At 28.1% G+C, this 20,831-nt stretch carries 11 protein-coding genes, 3 rRNA genes and 4 pseudogenes; 5 read left to right on the forward strand and 13 right to left on the reverse strand.

Annotated features, from left to right (window positions below):
- Positions 1 to 51: 51 nt before the first annotated feature.
- A pseudogene (locus ACXUB0_RS05735) lies at positions 52 to 657 on the reverse strand (ISNCY family transposase); the annotation flags it as partial.
- Positions 658 to 1,193: 536 nt separating this feature from the next.
- Here ACXUB0_RS05735 and ACXUB0_RS05740 point away from each other — a divergent pair.
- Positions 1,194 to 1,991 (forward strand): Pr6Pr family membrane protein, encoded by a 798-nt coding sequence (locus ACXUB0_RS05740; protein ID WP_458258066.1) that lies wholly within the window; start codon positions 1,194 to 1,196, stop codon positions 1,989 to 1,991.
- 63 nt (positions 1,992 to 2,054) lie between these two features.
- Here ACXUB0_RS05740 and ACXUB0_RS05745 read toward each other — a convergent pair whose 3' ends face one another.
- From ACXUB0_RS05745 to ACXUB0_RS05775, 7 genes are all read right to left on the reverse strand, one after another.
- Positions 2,055 to 2,543 carry a hypothetical protein gene (locus ACXUB0_RS05745; RefSeq protein ID WP_458258067.1) on the reverse strand — a complete coding sequence of 163 codons (489 nt, stop codon included), beginning with the start codon at positions 2,541 to 2,543 and terminating at the stop codon, positions 2,055 to 2,057.
- A 101-nt stretch (positions 2,544 to 2,644) separates the two neighbouring features.
- Positions 2,645 to 2,751 (reverse strand): 5S ribosomal RNA (rrf, locus tag ACXUB0_RS05750).
- A gap of 82 nt (positions 2,752 to 2,833) precedes the next feature.
- Positions 2,834 to 5,774, reverse strand: a 23S ribosomal RNA gene (locus ACXUB0_RS05755).
- A gap of 192 nt (positions 5,775 to 5,966) precedes the next feature.
- Positions 5,967 to 7,487 (reverse strand): 16S ribosomal RNA (locus tag ACXUB0_RS05760).
- The 16S, 23S and 5S rRNA genes sit together here, the layout of an rRNA operon.
- Before the next feature lie 246 nt (positions 7,488 to 7,733).
- A complete protein-coding gene (locus tag ACXUB0_RS05765; RefSeq protein WP_252320813.1) occupies positions 7,734 to 10,754 on the reverse strand; it encodes a DEAD/DEAH box helicase family protein in 3,021 nt (1,006 codons plus the stop codon).
- Between the two features lie 150 nt (positions 10,755 to 10,904).
- Positions 10,905 to 11,114, reverse strand: a complete 210-nt coding sequence (rpmF, locus tag ACXUB0_RS05770; protein ID WP_281747878.1) for a 50S ribosomal protein L32 — start codon at positions 11,112 to 11,114, stop codon at positions 10,905 to 10,907.
- Between the two features lie 179 nt (positions 11,115 to 11,293).
- Positions 11,294 to 11,440: a hypothetical protein gene (locus tag ACXUB0_RS05775; RefSeq protein WP_338959612.1), complete on the reverse strand. Its 147-nt coding sequence runs from the start codon at positions 11,438 to 11,440 to the stop codon at positions 11,294 to 11,296.
- Positions 11,441 to 11,587: 147 nt separating this feature from the next.
- On the opposite strand from ACXUB0_RS05775, the gene ACXUB0_RS05780 reads away from it, so the two are divergent.
- A protein-coding gene (locus ACXUB0_RS05780; RefSeq protein WP_458258068.1) for an IS3 family transposase occupies positions 11,588 to 12,708 on the forward strand; the annotation gives its coding sequence in 2 pieces (ribosomal slippage) (positions 11,588 to 11,831 and positions 11,831 to 12,708; 1,122 coding nt in all).
- 22 nt (positions 12,709 to 12,730) lie between these two features.
- Here the strand turns inward: ACXUB0_RS05780 and ACXUB0_RS05785 are convergent.
- The 5 genes and pseudogenes from ACXUB0_RS05785 to mgtA form a co-directional block, all read right to left on the reverse strand.
- Positions 12,731 to 13,066: pseudogene (locus tag ACXUB0_RS05785) on the reverse strand (transposase); the annotation flags it as partial.
- Positions 13,067 to 13,151: 85 nt separating this feature from the next.
- Positions 13,152 to 13,997: pseudogene (locus ACXUB0_RS05790) on the reverse strand (IS256 family transposase); the annotation flags it as partial.
- Positions 13,998 to 14,254: 257 nt separating this feature from the next.
- Entirely contained in the window at positions 14,255 to 15,484 is a 1,230-nt protein-coding gene (locus ACXUB0_RS05795) for a hypothetical protein (RefSeq protein WP_458258069.1), read from the reverse strand.
- Between the two features lie 27 nt (positions 15,485 to 15,511).
- Positions 15,512 to 15,841 (reverse strand): hypothetical protein, encoded by a 330-nt coding sequence (locus ACXUB0_RS05800; RefSeq protein WP_458258070.1) that lies wholly within the window; start codon positions 15,839 to 15,841, stop codon positions 15,512 to 15,514.
- Positions 15,842 to 15,986: 145 nt separating this feature from the next.
- Positions 15,987 to 18,710, reverse strand: coding sequence for a magnesium-translocating P-type ATPase (gene mgtA / locus ACXUB0_RS05805; RefSeq protein WP_458258071.1), 2,724 nt, complete (start codon positions 18,708 to 18,710; stop codon positions 15,987 to 15,989).
- A gap of 391 nt (positions 18,711 to 19,101) precedes the next feature.
- On the opposite strand from mgtA, the gene ACXUB0_RS05810 reads away from it, so the two are divergent.
- The 3 genes and pseudogenes from ACXUB0_RS05810 (at position 19,102) to ACXUB0_RS05820 (ending at position 20,776) form a co-directional block, all read left to right on the forward strand.
- Positions 19,102 to 19,410, forward strand: coding sequence for a hypothetical protein (locus ACXUB0_RS05810; protein ID WP_458258072.1), 309 nt, complete (start codon positions 19,102 to 19,104; stop codon positions 19,408 to 19,410).
- Positions 19,411 to 19,433: 23 nt separating this feature from the next.
- Positions 19,434 to 19,610, forward strand: coding sequence for a hypothetical protein (locus ACXUB0_RS05815; RefSeq protein ID WP_458258073.1), 177 nt, complete (start codon positions 19,434 to 19,436; stop codon positions 19,608 to 19,610).
- Between the two features lie 47 nt (positions 19,611 to 19,657).
- Positions 19,658 to 20,776: pseudogene (locus tag ACXUB0_RS05820) on the forward strand (IS3 family transposase).
- Positions 20,777 to 20,831: the final 55 nt, after the last annotated feature.

The following is a 20,831-nucleotide window of genomic DNA, read 5'->3' on the forward strand; positions in this document are numbered from 1 at the left end:
TTATTCCCTTTTTTAGTTTAATTATGTTTAAAAGATTCCAAACAGGTTCTTATATCCAAAAACTGTTCTGTTATCAGTATAAAATGCTTTTGGTATGCCATATTTAGTTAAAATTTGATAAAAGACATTATAATAACCATCTAATGTTTCTTGATGATCAAATCATAGCCCGACAATATTGCTTGTAGCATCATCAATTGCAGCATGTAAAAATGCTTTTGGTTTATCATTACCAAATCAATGATGATTACTTGCATCCATTTGAATTAATTCACCAAAATTTGTTCTACGATTTCTTGTTGGATGTAAGTTATTTTTCTTATTTTTATGTTTTTTTGGTGAAGTGAGTTTTTCTTTAATTAATATAGTATAAAGTGTGCTATATGAAATTTTAATTTTTTCTTCATTAATTAATTTCTCATGGAAATGTTGAAAATTAAAATTATAATATTTGGTTTTATACAAGTTTATAATTTCATTTTTAATTTTAATATTTGTTGCTTTATTAGAAATTTTATTACGTGATTTATGAATAAAACCAATTTTACCTTCTCTATTAAAAATTTGAATTAATTGATTAATTCTTCTAATAGTTAAGTTAAGTTTACTTTTAGCTTGATGCTTAGATAATTTTTTAATAGTAATGTCGTTTATAATCTTAGAACCTGTTTAGGATCTTTTTTAACTTATTTTTGATTAAATTAATATCATAAATGTTATTTTATAGTTGAAAAATAAATTTTTAATCGATAAGTTGTCAAATGATAAAATCTTTTTAACAAAAAAATGACAAAGAAAATAAAATGTTAATTAACTGTCAGGTTAGAAATAATTATTCCCTTTTTTAGTTTAATTATGTTTAAAAGATTCCAAACAGGTTCTTATATTTATATTTTTCTTTCATAGTCATGCTTCTTTCCATATTTATCACCAAGTATATTTAACTTCACTTTTGGGAAATTTTTACTCGATAACTAATAGGAAATTATCACTAAATAATGACAGATTAAATAATTAATAAGTTAATTTTTTTTAACTTATTAAGTGTTTTAAATAATCAGTTAGTAAATATTAATAGTGATAAGGAAAAACTTGATATACTAAATAAGTAGCATATTCAATCATAATAAAAAATTAAATTTTTGATAGGAAATTTAATTAAATTTAATTCTAATATAAATAGGAGAAAAAATATGAATTGAAAAAATAGTAGTGAATACCGATTAAAAAAAAGAAATCTTATTAAATTTATTTGACGTTTATTTGGCCTACTTATTATTTCTTTATTTTTAATTTTTGATTTAATAATTACTATTAATTATCCCAATGCTTTCATTGTTCCTAATGTTGATAAACCAACTGAAAGATTAGCAATTTATTATTTTTATTTTACAACTCAAACTAATTATTTAGTACTCATTTATTTATTTGCTTTTTTATTTGAAAGTAAATTTAAAGGAAACTCAAAACCAAGTTTTTATATTTTATTAAGCATTACTATTTATATTACAATTACAATGTTAGTATTTTGAATAGGTATCATTAGTAATAGCCAAGAAAGAAGTAAATATGGAACTGATATTTATTTATGATTTAAAACAATAATTCTAAATCTAATTATGCCAATTGTTATGATTTTAAATTTTGCTTTATCATGTGGACGTGATTTTTATTCACTAAAAAATCATCATAAACTTTATATGTGATTTATTTTATTTTATCCTTGTTTTTATGTAGTAATGGTAATGGTTCGTGGTGTATTACGTGTTAAACAAGGAGAAAATATTAATACTTGTTATCCTTACTTTTTTTTCAACTACCAAAAATATGGTGTAGGAGTATTAATTACTGCTATTATTTTTCTGTTAATTATTAGTATTGGTTTACAATACCTTTATTTATGAATTAATAATATACAATATAAAAAAAAGCATGATGATGATAAACCAAATTTTCCAATCATTACTTATCCTTATGGTTTTAAATTATAAAAAAATAAAATAAGGCTTTAGAAATTAAAAGCCTTATTTATATAATTTATTAAATATTTTTAATTATTCATTTACCATAGAAACTACTTCTTCTGGTTTATTAGTAACTGGAAGATATTTACCAATAATTAATAATACACCTGAAGCAATATTAAGTCCTAAAAAAATAATATTAATACCACTAATAAAATTAAAATGTGATGAAAACATAGCTATTAAAGAAAAACCTGCTAAAACTAAAGTTACAATTCCAACAGCTAAACCACTATTAGCATTTCCTTTTAAAACGTTATTGCACATGATAATTATTGCAATTGAAAATCCAATAGCAATTAAAAGTCCAAAAATCAATCCAACAATAAATACTGTACTAACTCCTGATGTTAATGAAGTGTGATCATATTTTGTAAAACTGTTAAAAATAACACTACTTGCTGTAGCTAAAATAATTGTAATAATTACACTTCAAATAATACTTATAATATTTGTTATGAATCCAATTTTAGCTCCAATGTATAATTTTTTATCTAATTTCTTTTCAACCTTATCCATTTTTTTTCCTTTTTTCTTAAAATCTTTTTTACATTTTAATATTCTCAATCTTAACATAAAAAAAATTTAAATTTTAAATTAAATATTAACACAATAAAAAAATTTGGCATCGTGCTATTTTCCCATTGCTGGTATTTTCGCCGCTGGAGTGCTTAACTGCTGTGTTCGATATGGGAACAGGTGTGACCACTCCGCCATGGACACCAAATAGTTTAGCAATTGCTCCCTAAAAACTAGAAACAGACATCTTTAAATTTGATTACTTTTGATTTGCAATAGAGAATATATTCTTCAATAAATCCTCGATCTATTAGTATCAGTAAGCTGAACATATCACTATGCTTACACACCTGACCTATCAACCTTGTAGTATTCAAGGGATCTTACTTCTTTCGAATGAGAAATCTCATCTTGGAACTGACTTCGCGCTTAGATGCTTTCAGCGCTTATTCATGCCCTACATAGCTACCCAGCTGTGCCACTGGCGTGACAACTGGTGCACCAGAGGTAGGTCCATTCCGGTCCTCTCGTACTAGGAACAGCTTTCCTCAAATTTCTTGCGCCCACGACAGATAGGGACCAAACTGTCTCACGACGTTCTGAACCCAGCTCGCGTACCGCTTTAATGGGCGAACAGCCCAACCCTTGGAAGCGACTACACCTCCAGGATGCGATGAGCCGACATCGAGGTGCCAAACCTCCCCGTCTATATGAACTATTGGGAGAGATTAGCCTGTTATCCCCGGGGTAACTTTTATCCGTTGAGCGACGGCCTTTCCACACAGCACCGCCGGATCACTAAGCCCAACTTTCGTTCCTGCTCGACTTGTATGTCTCGCAGTCAAGCACCCTTTTACCTTTGCGCTCTACATATGATTTCCATTCATATTGAGGGTACCTTTGGGCGCCTCCGTTACTTTTTAGGAGGCGACCGCCCCAGTCAAACTACCCACCAGACACTGTCCTTAGACCAGATTATGGTCTCAAGTTAGAATTTCAATATAGCAAGGGTGGTATCCCAATGGTGACTCCATACCTACTAGCGTCTGCATATCAACGTCTCCCACCTATGCTGTACAAACTACACCAAAATTCAATATCAAGTTGTAGTAAAGCTCCACGGGGTCTTTCCGTCTAATCGCGGGTAACCTGCATCTTCACAGGTACTAAGATTTCACCGAGTCTATAGCCGAGACAGCGTCCGGATCGTTACGCCTTTCGTGCGGGTCAGAACTTACCTGACAAGGAATTTCGCTACCTTAGGACCGTTATAGTTACGGCCGCCGTTCACTGGGGCTTCAGTTCAAAGCTTCGCTTACGCTAACAAATCTCTTTAACCTTCCAGCACTGGGCAGGCGTCACCCCCTATACATCGTCTTACGACTTAGCAGAGAGCTGTGTTTTTGCTAAACAGTCGCCCGGACCTCTTCACTGCGACTCATATTGCTATGAGCTCCCCTTCTCGCTAACTTACGGGGTTATTTTGCAGAGTTCCTTAGCTATAGTTATCTCGCTTGCCTTAGGATATTCTCCTTGACCACGTGTGTCCGTTCTCGGTACAGGCACCATGGTGATGTCTTTAGAAACTTTTCTTGGAAGTATGGCATCAAATGCTTCGTTACTAAGCGAACCGTTCACTCCCCATCGTACTTCAAGGTTAACGCTGTGCGGATTTGCCTACACAACCCTCTTTGTACTTAGCCCAGCACTACCAATCACTGGGACATTTTAGCCTTCTCCGTCATTCCATCAGTCACCATGGTGGTACAGGAATATCAACCTGTTATCCATCGACTACGCCTTTCGGCCTCGCCTTAGGTCCTGACTAACCCTGGGTGGACGAACCTAGCCCAGGAAACCTTGGTCAATCGGCATGAAGGATTCTCACCTTCAATCGTTACTCACGCCGGCATTCTCACTTCTAAACGCTCCACTAGTCCTTCCGGTCTAACTTCGTCGCAGATTAGAACGCTCCCCTACCGCCCACAATATATGTAAACATATATATATAGACCCATAGCTTCGGTACAATGCTTAGCCCCGGTACATTTTCCGCGCAGAATCATTCGACTAGTGAGCTGTTACGCACTCTTTAAAGGATGGCTGCTTCTAAGCCAACCTCCTAGCTGTCTGAACAATTCCACATCGTTTTCCACTTAGCATTTGATTTGGGGACCTTAGCTGATGATCTGGGCTGTTTCCCTCACGTCCATGGACCTTATCACCCATAGACTGACTGCCAGATATGTAACAATGGCATTCGCAGTTTAATTGCATTCAGTACCCCGAGGTGGGGCCATCATACATTCAGAGCTTTACCTCCATTGCACTAATTCTGACGCTAGTCCTAAAACTATATCGGGGAGAACCAGCTATCTCCAGGTTCGATTGGAATTTCACCGCTAGCCACAAGTCATCCACGGTCTTTTCAACGAACGTTGGTTCGGTCCTCCATTAACTGTTACATTAACTTCAACCTGCTCATGGCTAGATCACCTGGTTTCGGGTCTACGACCACATACTAAACGCCCTATTCAGGCTCGCTTTCACTTCGGCTCCGTCTTTTCAACTTAACCTTGCATGTAATCGTAACTCGCCGGCTCATTCTACAAAAGGCACGCCGTCACCCATTAACGGGCTCCGACTTGTTGTAAGCATATGGTTTCAGAAACTATTTCACTCCCCTCTCGGGGTACTTTTCACCTTTCCCTCACGGTACTGGTTCACTATCGGTAATTGGTTAGTATTTAGCCTTACGCAGTGGTCTGCGCAAATTCCGACAAGGTTCCACGTGCCTCGCCGTACTCAGGATACTGTCAAGAGATTTATACATTTCGCATACTGGGCTTTCACCATCTATGGCGTTGCTTCCCAACAACTTCTGCTATATATAAATTTTGTAACTCTTCATAGGTCGAACCTAATAGACAGTCCTATAACCCCAGTCTGACGACTGGTTTAGGCTGCTCCCTTTTCGCTCGCCGCTACTAAGGGAATCGCATTCGCTTTCTTTTCCTCTAGGTACTAAGATGTTTCAATTCTCTAGGTATCACTCTGCACAACTATGAATTCATTGTACAGTACTATCTTATTAAAGATAGTGGGTTTCCCCATTCGGACATCTCCGGATCAAAGCTTATTTCCAGCTCCCCGAAGCTTATCGCAGGTAATCGCGTCCTTCATCGTCTTCCAATTCCAAGGCATCCACCATACGCTCTTAATAATTTATTTTTAGAATATCCTATTGCAAGATAAAAATTATCTTATTTTTTTTAAAAGATGTCTATTATCCAGTTTTTAAAGAACAATTGCTCAGAGAAAACAATCCCTGAAAACTAAACAGAACAAAAGAAGTAATCCAATAAATCATCCATCTATTTTTTCTTGTTGTCTTGGTTTCTTATTAGAAACTAAACTCCATAGAAAGGAGGTGATCCATCCCCACCTTCCGGTAGGGATACCTTGTTACGACTTAACCCCAATCATCAACCCTGCCTTTGGCAGCTCCCTCCTTACGGTTAGGACACCGACTTCTGGCATTGCCAACTCTCGTGGTTTGACGGGCGGTGTGTACAAGACCCGAGAACGTATTCACCGCGACATTGCTGATTCGCGATTACTAGCGATTCCGACTTCATGAAGTCGAGTTGCAGACTTCAATCCGGACTGAGACTGACTTTTTGAGATTTGCTTGACCTCGCGGTTTAGCGACTCTTTGTATCAGCCATTGTAGCACGTGTGTAGCCCAGGTCATAAGGGGCATGATGATTTGACGTCGTCCCCACCTTCCTCTAGCTTACACTAGCAGTCTCCTTAGAGTCCCCAACTTAATGCTGGCAACTAAGGACAAGGGTTGCGTTCGTTGCTGAACTTAACCAAACATCTCACGACACGAACTGACGACAACCATGCACCACCTGTATCCTTGTTAATCTCTACTATATCTCTATAGCTTCGCAAGGTATGTCAAGACCTGGTAAGGTTTTTCGCGTTGCTTCGAATTAAACCACATGCTCCACCGCTTGTGCGGGTCCCCGTCAATTCCTTTGAGTTTCACTCTTGCGAGCATACTACTCAGGCGGAGTACTTAATGCGTTAGCTACAGCACTGCCTCATGGCAACACTTAGTACTCATCGTTTACGGCGTGGACTACTAGGGTATCTAATCCTATTTGCTCCCCACGCTTTCGTGCCACAACGTCAGTAATAGGCCAGTTAGCCGCCTTCGCCACTGGTGTTCCTTCATATATCTACGCATTCCACCGCTACACATGAAATTCCACTAACCTCTCCTATACTCTAGTAATGTAGTTTCCAAGGCGGTTAGGGGTTGAGCCCCTAAATTTAATCTCAGACTTGCAAAACCGTCTACGCACGCTTTACGCCCAATAAATCCGGATAACGCTTGCCACCTATGTATTACCGCGGCTGCTGGCACATAGTTAGCCGTGGCTTTCTGGTAAGGTATGGTCGATACTAAAATCATTTCCTATTCTAGCACTTCTTCCCTTACAACAGACCTTTACAATCCGAAGACCTTCATCAGTCACGCGGCATTGCTCCATCAGGCTTTCGCCCATTGTGAAAAATTCCCTACTGCTGCCTTCCGTAGAAGTTTGGGCCGTGTCTCAGTCCCAATGTGGCCGTTCATCCTCTCAGATCGGCTACGCATCGTTACCTTGGTAAGCCATTACCTTACCAACTAGTTAATGCGCCGCATCCCCATCAATTAGCGAAGCAAATGCTCCTTTCATTTTTTATCATTGCAAATAAATAACATATGCGGTATTAGCTGTCGTTTCCAACAGTTATTCCCCGCTAAATGGTAGGTTAGATACGTGTTACTCACCCGTTCGCCACTAAAGATTGCTACTTTCGTTCGACTTGCATGTATTAGGCATGCCGCCAGCGTTAATCCTGAGCCAGGATCAAACTCTCAATAAAATTGTTTTTGTTAAAAGATGATGTCTGACTTATTTAATTTTTAATAAAAAATTGACGGATTAATTCTTGTTCTATTTAGTTTTCAAAGATCGTTTTTTCTAGTTTGTAACCCATTTATTTTTGGGACAATAACAATAGTACAACATGCCATAATTATTGTCAACCTAATTATCATAAAAAAGCATTATTTTTTTAAAATTAAAATTTTTAAAATTTTTTTATAAAATTAAAAAAATAAAATATTATTTATTCTATTAAAAATTTAATAGTAATATAATCACTTTTAATTGTTAATTGATATTGACCAATACCAATAAAGTCATACAACTTTAAAGCAAGATTTTTAAATTTTTTATTACAATCATTATTTAAAAATAATATTTTTTCAATATTATTATTTTGTAAATCTTTCACTAATTTTGAATTAATCGTTTTATTTTCTGGTATTGATCAGTAATATTCTTTTGTTAATTTATTATAACTAGTTAATTTACCATAATTTGTTCCATCAATATCTGCAAAAATTACTGATTTATTTTCATTAAATGTCAAATGACCTGCTTGAAAGGCAATAATTTTTAAAGCTCCAAGTTTTTTATTAAAATTAACACGATTAATTGCACATAGTGCCTGATGCACAGTAAATGTTGATTGATAAGATAATAAAGGGTAATCTTGATTAAAATGTTCATTGAGTAATAATGTTTCATAATCTAGTTTATATTTAAGAATAATTTTTAGTTCATTAACAACTAATTTGTTATTTTCAATGAAATTTGTAACTAAACATGGTATTTCATTAAAATTTGGAAAAATACGATTAAATACTTTATTACTTGTAACCTCATATAATAATGATGCTATTAATAAATTGTCATAATGATAATTAATTAATTTAGTATCTAATTCTTGACTTAATCTTAAATAAAAATAATTAACTATTTGATAATCATTTAAAAATAAGAATTGTTTTAAGATATTTTGATTACGATTAGTATCATTATCATGGGTTTGATAATTTTTTATTTTTTTTGCTATTCGTAAATAAAAATCATTTAAAAAATTATAAAATTCTTGAATTGTCAAATCATAATCAATTAATATTTTAAAAATAGCATTATCATTATAAAGTTGATAGTATGATTGAATTACCAAATAAATTTTTTTTCGCGATTGATATCATTGCTTTAAATTAGTTAAAATGACGTTTTGACTTCTTGGTTCTAAAGTAATAGTACATCCATAAGGTAAATTAAAACTATTAGGTAATTGTTTATTAACATTGATAATATGTGAATTTGAAAGATTTTTAATACCAATCGTTATGTCATATTTTTTATCAATATTAGCAATTAAATCATAAACCTCTAAACAATGTTTAGTTTCTGTTTTTCTCAATCCTCTTCCTAACTGTTGCAAATATACTGTTTTTGAATTAGTTGGTCGTAATAAAATAATAGTATCAATTTCAGGAATATCAATTCCTTCATTAAAAATATTTACTACACATAAATAATTAATAATTCTATTTTTAAAATCATTAATTATTTTACTACGATTAGTTTGATTTTTACTTGTTAAAAAGTCTGCTTTTAAGCCCTGATTTTGCAAAAATCTAGCAACAATTTGTGCATGAGTAATATTAATACAAAAAATTAAACAAATCCGATTACTATAAAATCCAATATAGTCATTAATTACATCTAATAATAACTTATTTCTTGCTTCAGTATTTAATTTTTTAAATAATTGTTGATCATTATTTAAATCAATACCAGTTAAATCAGCAGTAATGTCATCAATACAATAATAATCAAATGGTGATAAAAGTTTTTCATTAATTGCATCTCACAATCGTAATTCATGTGCAAACTCATTATCAAAATAATTAATAATGTTTTTATTATCTTCTCGTTCTGGTGTTGCTGTTAAACCAATAATTTGTTTAGGATGAAAATAATTTAAAATTGTCTGAAAAGTTTTGGCAGCCAAATGATGAGCTTCATCAAAAATAATAATATCAAATTGTTGACGTTTAAACTTATTTAGATGTCTATGTACAGTTTGTACTGTTGCAAATAAATATTGTTCTTGAAAATTATTTTGTTTACTATTTAAAATAGTTGCAAATTTTTTATCATTTATTACTTTTCGAAAAGTAATAATTGCTTGTTCAATAATTTCTCTTTGATGTGCTAAAAATAAAATTGAAGGTTTTTGATTATTATTTTCTTTGATTTGATTTAAATAGTCAAAAGCAGATACTACTGTTTTACCAACACCTGTTGCCATGACAATTAAATGTTTTGTTTTTTTAAGTTTTCTTCTTAACTTTAATTTATTAATTAAGGCAATTTGAAAATCATAAAGAAAATAATTAGTTGCTAATCATTGTTCATCTTTTTTATTTACAAGCAATCGATTATATTCAATTCGCGATAGTAATTGTAATCGTTGTTGTTCATTATTTAAATCAACTAAATTATCATTTCATAATTTATAATACTGATTTAAAATATTTTGATATAGTTGCTTATTATCAAATTCATTAATTTTAATATTTCATTCACGACCACTAGCTAAACCTTTTTGCGTTAAATTTGATGAACCAATTATTGCTGAAGAAAAACCTGAATTTCGTTTAAAGATGGCAGCTTTAATATGAATTCTTTCACTACGTTTTTCTAAATTATTTTCAACTTTAACTTTAATATTAGGATACTTTTTTATTATTTTAACTAATGCATATAAATTAACAAATAAAGCCATATCATCAAAAGTAGTAGTAATAAAATTAATAGTAATATTATGATTTAAAGCATAAGTAAATGATGAACGTAACTTATTTATAATTGAATTTGATATAAAAGGATAAATAAAGTATACTTCATCACAAGTTCTGATTTCCTGATTTAAATGATTAATTAATACTTGTTGGTTTTCATTAGTAAATAGAAAATTGTCACTTAATCTAATATTAGAAGTTAAAGGATTATCAATTATACTATCATTTACTTGTAATAAAATGTTATTACTAAATTTATTAGTAGTAAAATTACTTATGATTTGATTTAAAAAATCAATTTTTGCTTCTGGTGATTTAATCCTTTTTAATTGTTCAATTAAAGTATTATTTAATTGTTTAACTAAATAATGATCAATGTCTTTAATTAATTCTTTTTCGTCATTAATATGTGATGTTTGGAAATTATTAGTAATATCATCACTAATCTTTAATAATAAATCATAATAGCCCTTATTTTTCATACTCTACACTTCCTAATAATAAATAGTGTCTATTTTAATAAATTATTAACTATTATAAAATAATTTTGTAAAGTAAAAAACCTCTAATATTTAAAATATTATTTTAAATAAATAAGAGGAAGGTAATCTAAGATAAGATATATTCATATTTTATTTTTTTTCTGTTGATGATGTTTTTTCTGCTTGTAATGGATTAGTAATACTTACACCTTTGTATGTCTTGCATTTCATACAGGCATGATGTGGTTTAGTAATTGCTCCACAATTTAAACAGTTAGTTGTAGTTGTTGCAGATAAACTATCATGGGCACGACGTGTATTTTTACGCATTTTTGACGTTCTTCTTGCTGGTACTGCCATAGTCTGTTGCCTCCTTGCTTTCGTATCTCATAAATTATATATTGATTTATCAGAAAAATCTATTTTTTTTGATAAGTTTTTCAAATTTTTGGAAATAAAATACTAATAAATCAAATATTTTATTTATTGTTATAAAATAAAAAGTATTTTATTTATTTTATAATCCTAAAATAAGTTATTTATAATCGTGTTACATATTTATATTGAAAAGAATTATCTATATTTCAGTCTTTTATATCAATTTCTTTTTGAACTTCAGTTAGTTCATTATGTAAGTAATTAATTTCAGCTTTTACTTGTTCAAACATTCTTTCATAAATTTCCAAAATAACATCTTTATTTATATTTTCTATTTTTAATATTTTATTTTCATATTTGGCTAATTCTCTTTTTCTTTTGGATGGGTTACACTTTATTGGACACTAATTACGTAGACAAGTGAACAAATTAGTGAAAAGAAAGGAAGTATAATTATGGCCAATATTAACTCATATTCAGATGAATTTAAAAAACAAATAGTAGCTTTATATCAAAGCGGTAAGTCAGTGTCTTGTCTTGCTAAAGAGTACAATGTTACAAGAGCAGCTACTTATAATTGAATTAAGCAATTTACTAATTCAGGTAGTTTTAAAACTAAAGATAATCGTTCTGTTGAAGAAAATGAATTAATTAAATTAAGAAAAGAATTAAAACAATTAAGAATGGAAAATGATATTTTAAAGCAAGCAGCACTAATAATAGGCAGAAAGTAGAAATTATTGCTAAAAATAAAGTTAAATATAAAATTCGCACAATGTGTCGTTTTTTGAAAATATCTAAATCAACATATTATTTTAACTTAAAGAAAAAAGAAAATAAAATCAAAAATAATATGTATGATGAAGCTGTTATTAGTGCTTTTAAAGAAAATAAAGAAGTTTATGGTACTAGAAGATTAAAAAAAATTTTAGAAAACCAAGAAATTTATTTATCACGCAGAAAAATTAAAGAAATTATGAATAAGCATAATTTAATATCAAAATACACTAAATTATCATTCAAAAATCATCATAATAAAGTCAATAATAGTCAAATAACCAATCTTGTTAATAGAAACTTTAATAATAGGGTTAAAAATGAAGTTATTGTTAGTGATTTAACTTACGTTCAAGTTAATGATAAATGAAACTATATTTGCCTATTAATAGACCTATTTAACCGCGAAATTATTGGACATAGTGTTGGAGTTAAAAAAGATGCATTACTAGTATATCAAGCATTTATGCAATCAAATCGCTGTTTAAAAGATATCCAAATATTTCATAGTGATCGAGGTAATGAATTTAACAATAAAATTATTAATAATCTTTTATTAGCATTCAATATTACTCGATCTTTAAGCAAAAAAGGTTGTCCTTATGATAATGCTGTTGCTGAAGCAACTTTTAAAACTTTCAAAACAGAATTTATTAATGATAAAAATTTTACATCATTAATCCAATTAAAATTAGAATTATTTGATTATATCAATTGATACAACAACATAAGAATCCACAGCAATTTAAACTACTTAACTCCTATCAAATATCAAGAACAAGTGTCTACCAAAAAATAGTCCTAAAAAGTGTTGCCATTCCACCATCAAATCTTCTTTGTCTTTTTGCAATTATTAAAGGATTAAAATTACTATTGCGATCTCGTGGTACATCAATCTCAATTTTACCTTGTTGAGTTATTAATTTTTTTGAACTTATACCATTACGAGCATTGTCACTATTACTATGTTGATTCTTATCATATCCTAAATAATTTTGCATCTCAAAATTCAACATTTTTTCTACTAATCTTTTTGTTAATTCTTTATACAAACCTCCCTCTTTAAAAACTGTTGTTAAATCTTCAGTATTTTCTAATAATAAATCTACTGCTTTTGATATTGGATCATTATTATTAATATTTTGCTTTTTAGTCATCTGTAATTCACTCTTTCTAGGTTTATTATAGAATTAATTAAACATAGTTATTTTTGTAAGTTACACAGATTACTAAACATTACCATTTTCTATGCTTATATGAGACATATTTCAAACTATTTCTAATTTGATGAACGATGCATAATTGATGTTCTGTTTTAGGATAAACTGATTGTATTGCTTGTGACATTCCTGTTAAATTATCACTACAAGCAATAAGAATATCATTTAAGCCTCGATTTTTCATTTCTGTGAAATTGGCTAATCAAAATTTAGAACCTTCATTTTCACTAATTCATAAGCCTAAAACATCTTTTTTACCTTCTAAATCAACTCCTAAAGCTATATACACAGATTTGTTAATAATGCGTTTATCTTGTCGTATTTTAACTACTATGCAATCAAAATAAACAATCGGATAAATACTATCTAATGGTCGATTTTGCCATGCTTTTACATCATCAATAACATCATCAGTAATTTGACTAATAACACTTTCACTAGTATCAGCACCATGATATAACTCTTGTAATTGCATTCTAATATCTGATAATGTCATACCTTTTGCATATAAAGAAAGAACTTGTTGATCAAAACCATCAAATCTTCTTTGTCTTTTTGCAATTATTACAGGATTAAAATTACTATTGCGATCTCGTGGTACATCAATCTCAATTTTACCTTGTTGAGTTATTAATTTTTTTGAACTTATACCATTACGAGCATTGTCACTATTACTATGTTGATTCTTATCATATCCTAAATAATTTTGCATCTCAGAATTCAACATTTTTTCTACTAATCTTTTTGTTAATTCTTTATACAAACCTCCCTCTTTAAAAACTGTTGTTAAATCTTCAGTATTTTCTAATAATAAATCTACTGCTTTTGATATTGGATCATTATTATTAATATTTTGCTTTTTAGCCATCTGTAATTCACTCTTTCTAGGTTTATTATAGAATTAATTAAACATAGTTATTTTTGTAAGTTACACAGATTACTAAACATTACCTTATATTTGAAAAATAAAAATATTTTTATTTATACAACGTAACAATATTAACAAATTTAATTAACTTTACAATAATTTTTATCTATTTTTATAAATAATACGGAAACTATTTTCTATTATTTTGCAGTTATTTTTATTAAAATATTAATTTTTAAGAAAAGTTTTAGTAGTAGTTATGCAATTGATAACTTTTTTCTTTTTTTGTTATCATTTTTTTCTGTATTTTCTAATTTACGCTTTTCTTTGTTAACTTCTTCTTTTGTTAATCATTCTTTTACTTTATTAAAATCTGTTTTCTTTTCTTCTGATCAATTTGTATCATCTTCATCTAATATTGCATCTAGGTATATCTTAAAAATTGCTTTTTCATTATCAGATAAATTTTGATCAGTTTGATATTTTTTGAAATTATGGATAGCAGTTACTCGTTGTTCTAAAACATCTTTTTGTAATTCATTAAAATTAGGACAATTTGGAAGTTTTTTAATAGATGTTATAATTTTTGAATCAACATATGATAAATCGTCTAACATACTATCTACTTCTTCTTTTATCTCATTATCAAAAAGATAATTTTTATTTTTAAAAGGATTACTATCTATTTTGTTAATATCAGTTAATACATTATTAACCAAATAATTAGTAACTTCTTTTAAATTATATTTAATAGCTAAAGTTCATCAAGTTAATCCTTCTCTAGTTATATAATTATTATAATTACATTCATTTGTTATTAAAAAATCAATAATCATCATTTCAATTTGATTTTGATTTCTTGGTAATTGATGTAATCAATCAAGTATCATATCTTCAAATTTAAAAGGTTTTTTATTATTTTTATTTTTAATATCAAAATTAATTTCTAAATCACCATTTTCATTTTTTAATAGTAGTATTCTTATAATTTTTTTATTATTACTTCTAATTTCTCTATGTAATATAGTGTTATTAAACTTATCAATAGGTGTATTAATATCAAAATATTTGTAATTTTCTATTATTTCTAACATATCAAAATTGTTGTTTAGGATTGCTATTTCATAAGGTATATTACCATTATCATCTATTTGATAAAAATTAGTTTTTTTAGTGATAGCAAAATTAATTCTAAAATCAGTTTTATTACCTTCTTTAGCAATAATATGTAAAAGATTTTGTTTTTTATTATTAACACTATTAATATTAAAATGAGAATTATTTTGAAAATCATTAACTAATTCACGAATTTCTTCATTTGTCGGGTATGTATCAGCTTTATTAATTTCTTGTATTAATAATTTGCAAAATGGAGTTTCATTTTGCAAATTTACTAAATTGGGATTAACTTGTGAATTATTAATTAGTTGCTTTCCTATATTTTTAAACTCTCCTCCAAGTTTTCAGTCTACAATATATTGTTTCATAATTGCTAAATGTAAGGGTGAATTTCCTTAAATATCTTGTTGATTTAAAAAATTTTTATCATTTTTTTTAAAATTTATTAATCAATTAATAAGTTTTATTTTATTAGTTGTAAATTCTATTAATTCACTTGAAGTTTCTCAACCTTCCTCATGTGGATCATAGTTATATTCATCTTCTATTTCTGCTCCTTCATCTAAATCTAATAAAAAATTATTATGAAGGGCATTTCTATTGTTATTATCTAAACTAATAACTTCCTCATCACTAATGTTTGGATTATTCATAAAATCTTCAATAATAGAAAATTGAATTCTTTTCTTTTGAAATTGATCAATAAGGTAATTTAATGTTAGCATACTTTTATTTGTTCCTATCTATAATATAAAATTCCTGTTACTTTTAATAAAGTAACAGGAATACAAAAACTTTCTTTAGTTTTACATTTATTTGTATCATAACTTTAAAAAAACCAATACATTTTTCTTAAAATTAAAATTTAGTTTACAATCAGCGTTTATTAACCTTTATATATATCATTTTTAATAATTGACTAGCAATGAAATAAACAATAACAACACCCGCTAAATAAGCATAAAAAATTAAAGGAATTGGTGTTAAACCAATAGTAGCTCCTAATTGTGTATATGGAATACTAATGCCAATAATAGTAATTATAATTGTTGTTAAAAATAGCTGATGAGATGGCATATTTTGAATAAAAGGTACCTTAGAAGTTCGTAATAATTGTACAATTAATGTTTGTGAAGTAACTCCTAAAATAAATCATCCAGTATGAAATAATGATTGTTGATATATGTCAGCAGCACTATTAGGATCTACATTAGCAAAATTGGCAAAGATATGTAAACCATATCCTAAAAATAAAAAGGTGGTTATATCAAATATTGAACTTAGCGGTCCATTCCAGAATGCAAAAGGTAAAATGCTTTTTGCATTTCATTTTTGTGGTTTTTTAATAAAGTCTTCATCAACCCTATCTCAAGGAATTGCTAATTGAGAAATATCATATAATAAATTTTGTAGTAAAATTTGAATTGCCATCATTGGTAAAAAAGGTAACCAAATTGAAGCAATTAAAATACTTAATGAATTACCAAAATTAGAAGAAATAGTAATTTTAATATATTTTAAAATATTACCAAAAGTATTTCTACCGCTGATCACTCCTTGCTCTAAAACATCTAAATCTTTTTCTAATAAAATAATATCAGATGCTTCTTTGGCAATATCAGTAGCACTATTAACAGATATTCCAACATCAGCGTGATGCAAAGCAACAGCATCATTAATACCATCACCTAAAAAGCCAACAGTGTGACCATTTAACTTTAAAATGTCAATAATTCTTGATTTTTGTAATGGATCCATTTTCGCAAAAATAGTAGTTTTATTTACTAATGCTTGTAAATGTTGATCATCCATATCTTCAATGTCACTACCTAATAAAGGAATTCCTGGCTCTAATCCCACCTTTTTACAAATTGCTTTAGTAACAATTTCATTATCACCAGTCAAAATTTTAACATCAATTCCGTGTTGATTAAGAGTTGTTATTGCTTTAATAGCACTAGGTTTAGGTACATCTAAAAAACCTATATATCCTAATAAAACTAAATTAGATTCATCTTCTATTTTAAAAACTGTTTTGTCACTAGCAAAATCTTGATAGCCAATTGCAATTACTCGTAAACCATCATTATTTAATTCCGTACTTAATTTTAAAACATTTTCTTTAATTTTATCAGTTAAGGTAATTACTTTCCCCCCAATTTCAACTTTAGTACAAATTTTTAATATTTCTTCTACTGCTCCTTTGCAAATTAAAGTATTATTAATTTTATCTTTTGAAACTACTATTGACATTCGTCTTCTTATAAAATCAAAAGGTATTTCATCAATTTTACGATAGGGCATTTCAACTATTTTATTATGATGAGCTTTAATGTGTTGGACAATTGTTTTATCAATATTATTTTTTAATCCAGTTTGTAAAGAACTATTTAAATATGCCATTTCTAAAACTTTGTTTGATTCAACACCTTCTGGATCTAAGTGTTTAACTAACTCAATTCTATCCTCAGTTAAAGTACCGGTTTTATCAGTGCATAAAACATCCATTGCACCAAAACTTTGAATACTAGTTAAATTTTTAACAATTACTTTTTTATGTGATAATCTAATTGCACCTTTTGCTAAGTTAGCGCTAACAATCATTGGCAGCATTTCGGGGGTAATACCAACAGCAACTGATATTGAAAATATTAACGCTGTTAAAATATTATTTTTAGTAATTACATTAACAATAAATATTAATGGTACCATTACACACATAAAACCAATAAGAATGTAGGTAACTTTTTTAATACCTTTACTAAAACTAGTAACAGGACGTTTACTAGTTACTGCACTAGCAATTGATCCAAAATAAGTATTAACACCTGATGCAATAACAATAGCAATAGCACCGCCCGAAACAATACTAGTACCCATAAAACATATGTTTTCTAATTCTAGGATACTACTTTTTTTATTATCATCTTTAGTATTAATAGCATGTTTTTCAACAGGAAATGTTTCACCAGTTAGTGCTGATTGATTAATAAATAGATCGGTTGAAACTAAAATTCGAACATCAGCAGGAATCATATCACCAGAAGATAAGAAAATAATATCACCTGGTACTAAATTTTCAATTAATACTTCTTTTGTAAAATTGGCAACACTATTTAAAGCATTAAAATCAATTTTTTTATTTTTATTACTAAATCGAAAAACACTGGCTGTTGTTTCAATTAATTGTCGTAATTTTTCTGAAGATTTATAGGAACGATAATCTTGAAAGTAAGATATAAAAACACTCAAAATAATCATTACTAAAACAATAATAGCACTGTACAAATCAACATTTTTATCAGTATTAGTATCAATAATACTGTAACTAATAAAATTATAGATAACTATTATCATTAAAACAATAATAAAAGGATTAAAAATATTGTGCATTAATTTTTTGTATCAAACAAATCGTTTATGAGAAAAAACATTTTTACCATATTTTTTAAGTCTGTCTTCTACCTCTTCCTTTTTTAATCCGTACATACTACCATCTAATTGTTGGATAACTTCTTCTTTCGATAGTTGCGAAAATTGTTTAAACATGGTTGTTGTTTTTTGTTCTATATGCTTCTTTTTAAAAAATTGCATTATCAACCAACCTTTCTTCAAACGTATAATTTAATTGTATACTAAAATCAAAAGAACTTTATTTTAGTGAATAAAGTTCTTAAAACTACCAAATATTTAAGAATAATATTCTTCTATTTTCAATAAATAATTTGTATTATTTTTAAATACAAATTATTTATATCAAAAATAGGAGTAAACATCAATGATTTAAAAGGAGTTGAAATATAATTATAAATCTTCTAATCAATTTTCTATATTTATTAATCAAATATGATAGTATTTAGTTAAACTTGATATGAGTTTTTAACCTATTATTTTTATTTAAAAATAGTAGTTTTTTATTTAGAAAAATGAAAGGAAATATAAATTAATTATTTTTTAAATAATTAATTTATAAAAGGTAGTTAAAATGACTGAAAAACAGAAAATAGAAATTAATCAACTAAATTTAGAAATTAAAAAATATCATGAATCAATATGAATTCTTATCGACAAATTTAATGAATTAAATAATCTTTATAAACAGCAAAAAATAAAAATATCAAATACTAAAAAAGAACAAGAAAAATTATATTCTAAATATAAAATAATACGTAATAAATATTTAATTGAAGATAATCCAGAATTAAGTAAAAAATGAGGACAAGAAATGAAAATTAGTGGACAAAAACATACAATGAAATGAAAAAAAGTAATGGATCAAAAAAAAGAGCACTAAAATTAAAAGAAGAATGCCAAATTTTGGAAAAAGAAATTAATGAATTAGAAATAATACTTAACCAAAAATTAGATAAAATACCTACCATTCTTAATAATAATTTTAATCATATAAAAAATAAGGCAAATGATGAAAAAATAGATAATTTACAAAATTGGATGGGTTACACTTTGGATGGGTTACACTTTATTGGACACTAATTACGTAGACAAGTGAACAAATTAGTGAAAAGAAAGGAAGTATAATTATGGCCAATATTAACTCATATTCAGATGAATTTAAAAAACAAATAGTAGCTTTATATCAAAGCGGTAAGTCAGTGTCTTGTCTTGCTAAAGAGTACAATGTTACAAGAGCAGCTACTTATAATTGAATTAAGCAATTTACTAATTCAGGTAGTTTTAAAACTAAAGATAATCGTTCTGTTGAAGAAAATGAATTAATTAAATTAAGAAAAGAATTAAAACAATTAAGAATGGAAAATGATATTTTAAAGCAAGCAGCACTAATAATAGGCAGAAAGTAGAAATTATTGCTAAAAATAAAGTTAAATATAAAATTCGCACAATGTGTCGTTTTTTGAAAATATCTAAATCAACATATTATTTTAACTTAAAGAAAAAAGAAAATAAAATCAAAAATAATATGTATGATGAAGCTGTTATTAGTGCTTTTAAAGAAAATAAAGAAGTTTATGGTACTAGAAGATTAAAAAAAATTTTAGAAAACCAAGAAATTTATTTATCAAGAAGAAAAATTAAAGAAATTATGAATAAGCATAATTTAATATCAAAATACACTAAATTATCATTCAAAAATCATCATAATAAAGTCAATAATAGTCAAATAACCAATCTTGTTAATAGAAACTTTAATAATAGGGTTAAAAATGAAGTTATTGTTAGTGATTTAACTTACGTTCAAGTTAATGGTAAATGAAACTATATTTGCCTATTAATAGACCTTTTAACCGCGAAATTATTGGACATAGTGTTGGAGTTAAAAAAATGCATTACTAGTATATCAAGCATTTATGCAATCAAATCGCTGTTTAAAAGATATCCAAATATTTCATAGTGATCGAGGTAATGAATTTAACAATAAAATTATTAATAATCTTTTATTAGCATTCAATATTACTCGATCTTTAAGCAAAAAAGGTTGTCCTTATGATAATGCTGTTGCTGAAGCAACTTTTAAAACTTTCAAAACTGAATTTATTAATGATAAAAATTTTACATCATTAATCCAATTAAAATTAGAATTATTTGATTATATCAATTGATACAACAACATAAGAATCCACAGCACTTTAAACTACTTAACTCCTATCAAATATCAACAACAAATGTCTACCAAAAAATAGTCCTAAAAAGTGTTGCCATTCCATGATAAAATTATAATAAATATTTCATTTTTTT

The organism is Spiroplasma endosymbiont of Dactylopius coccus, from assembly GCF_977110965.1.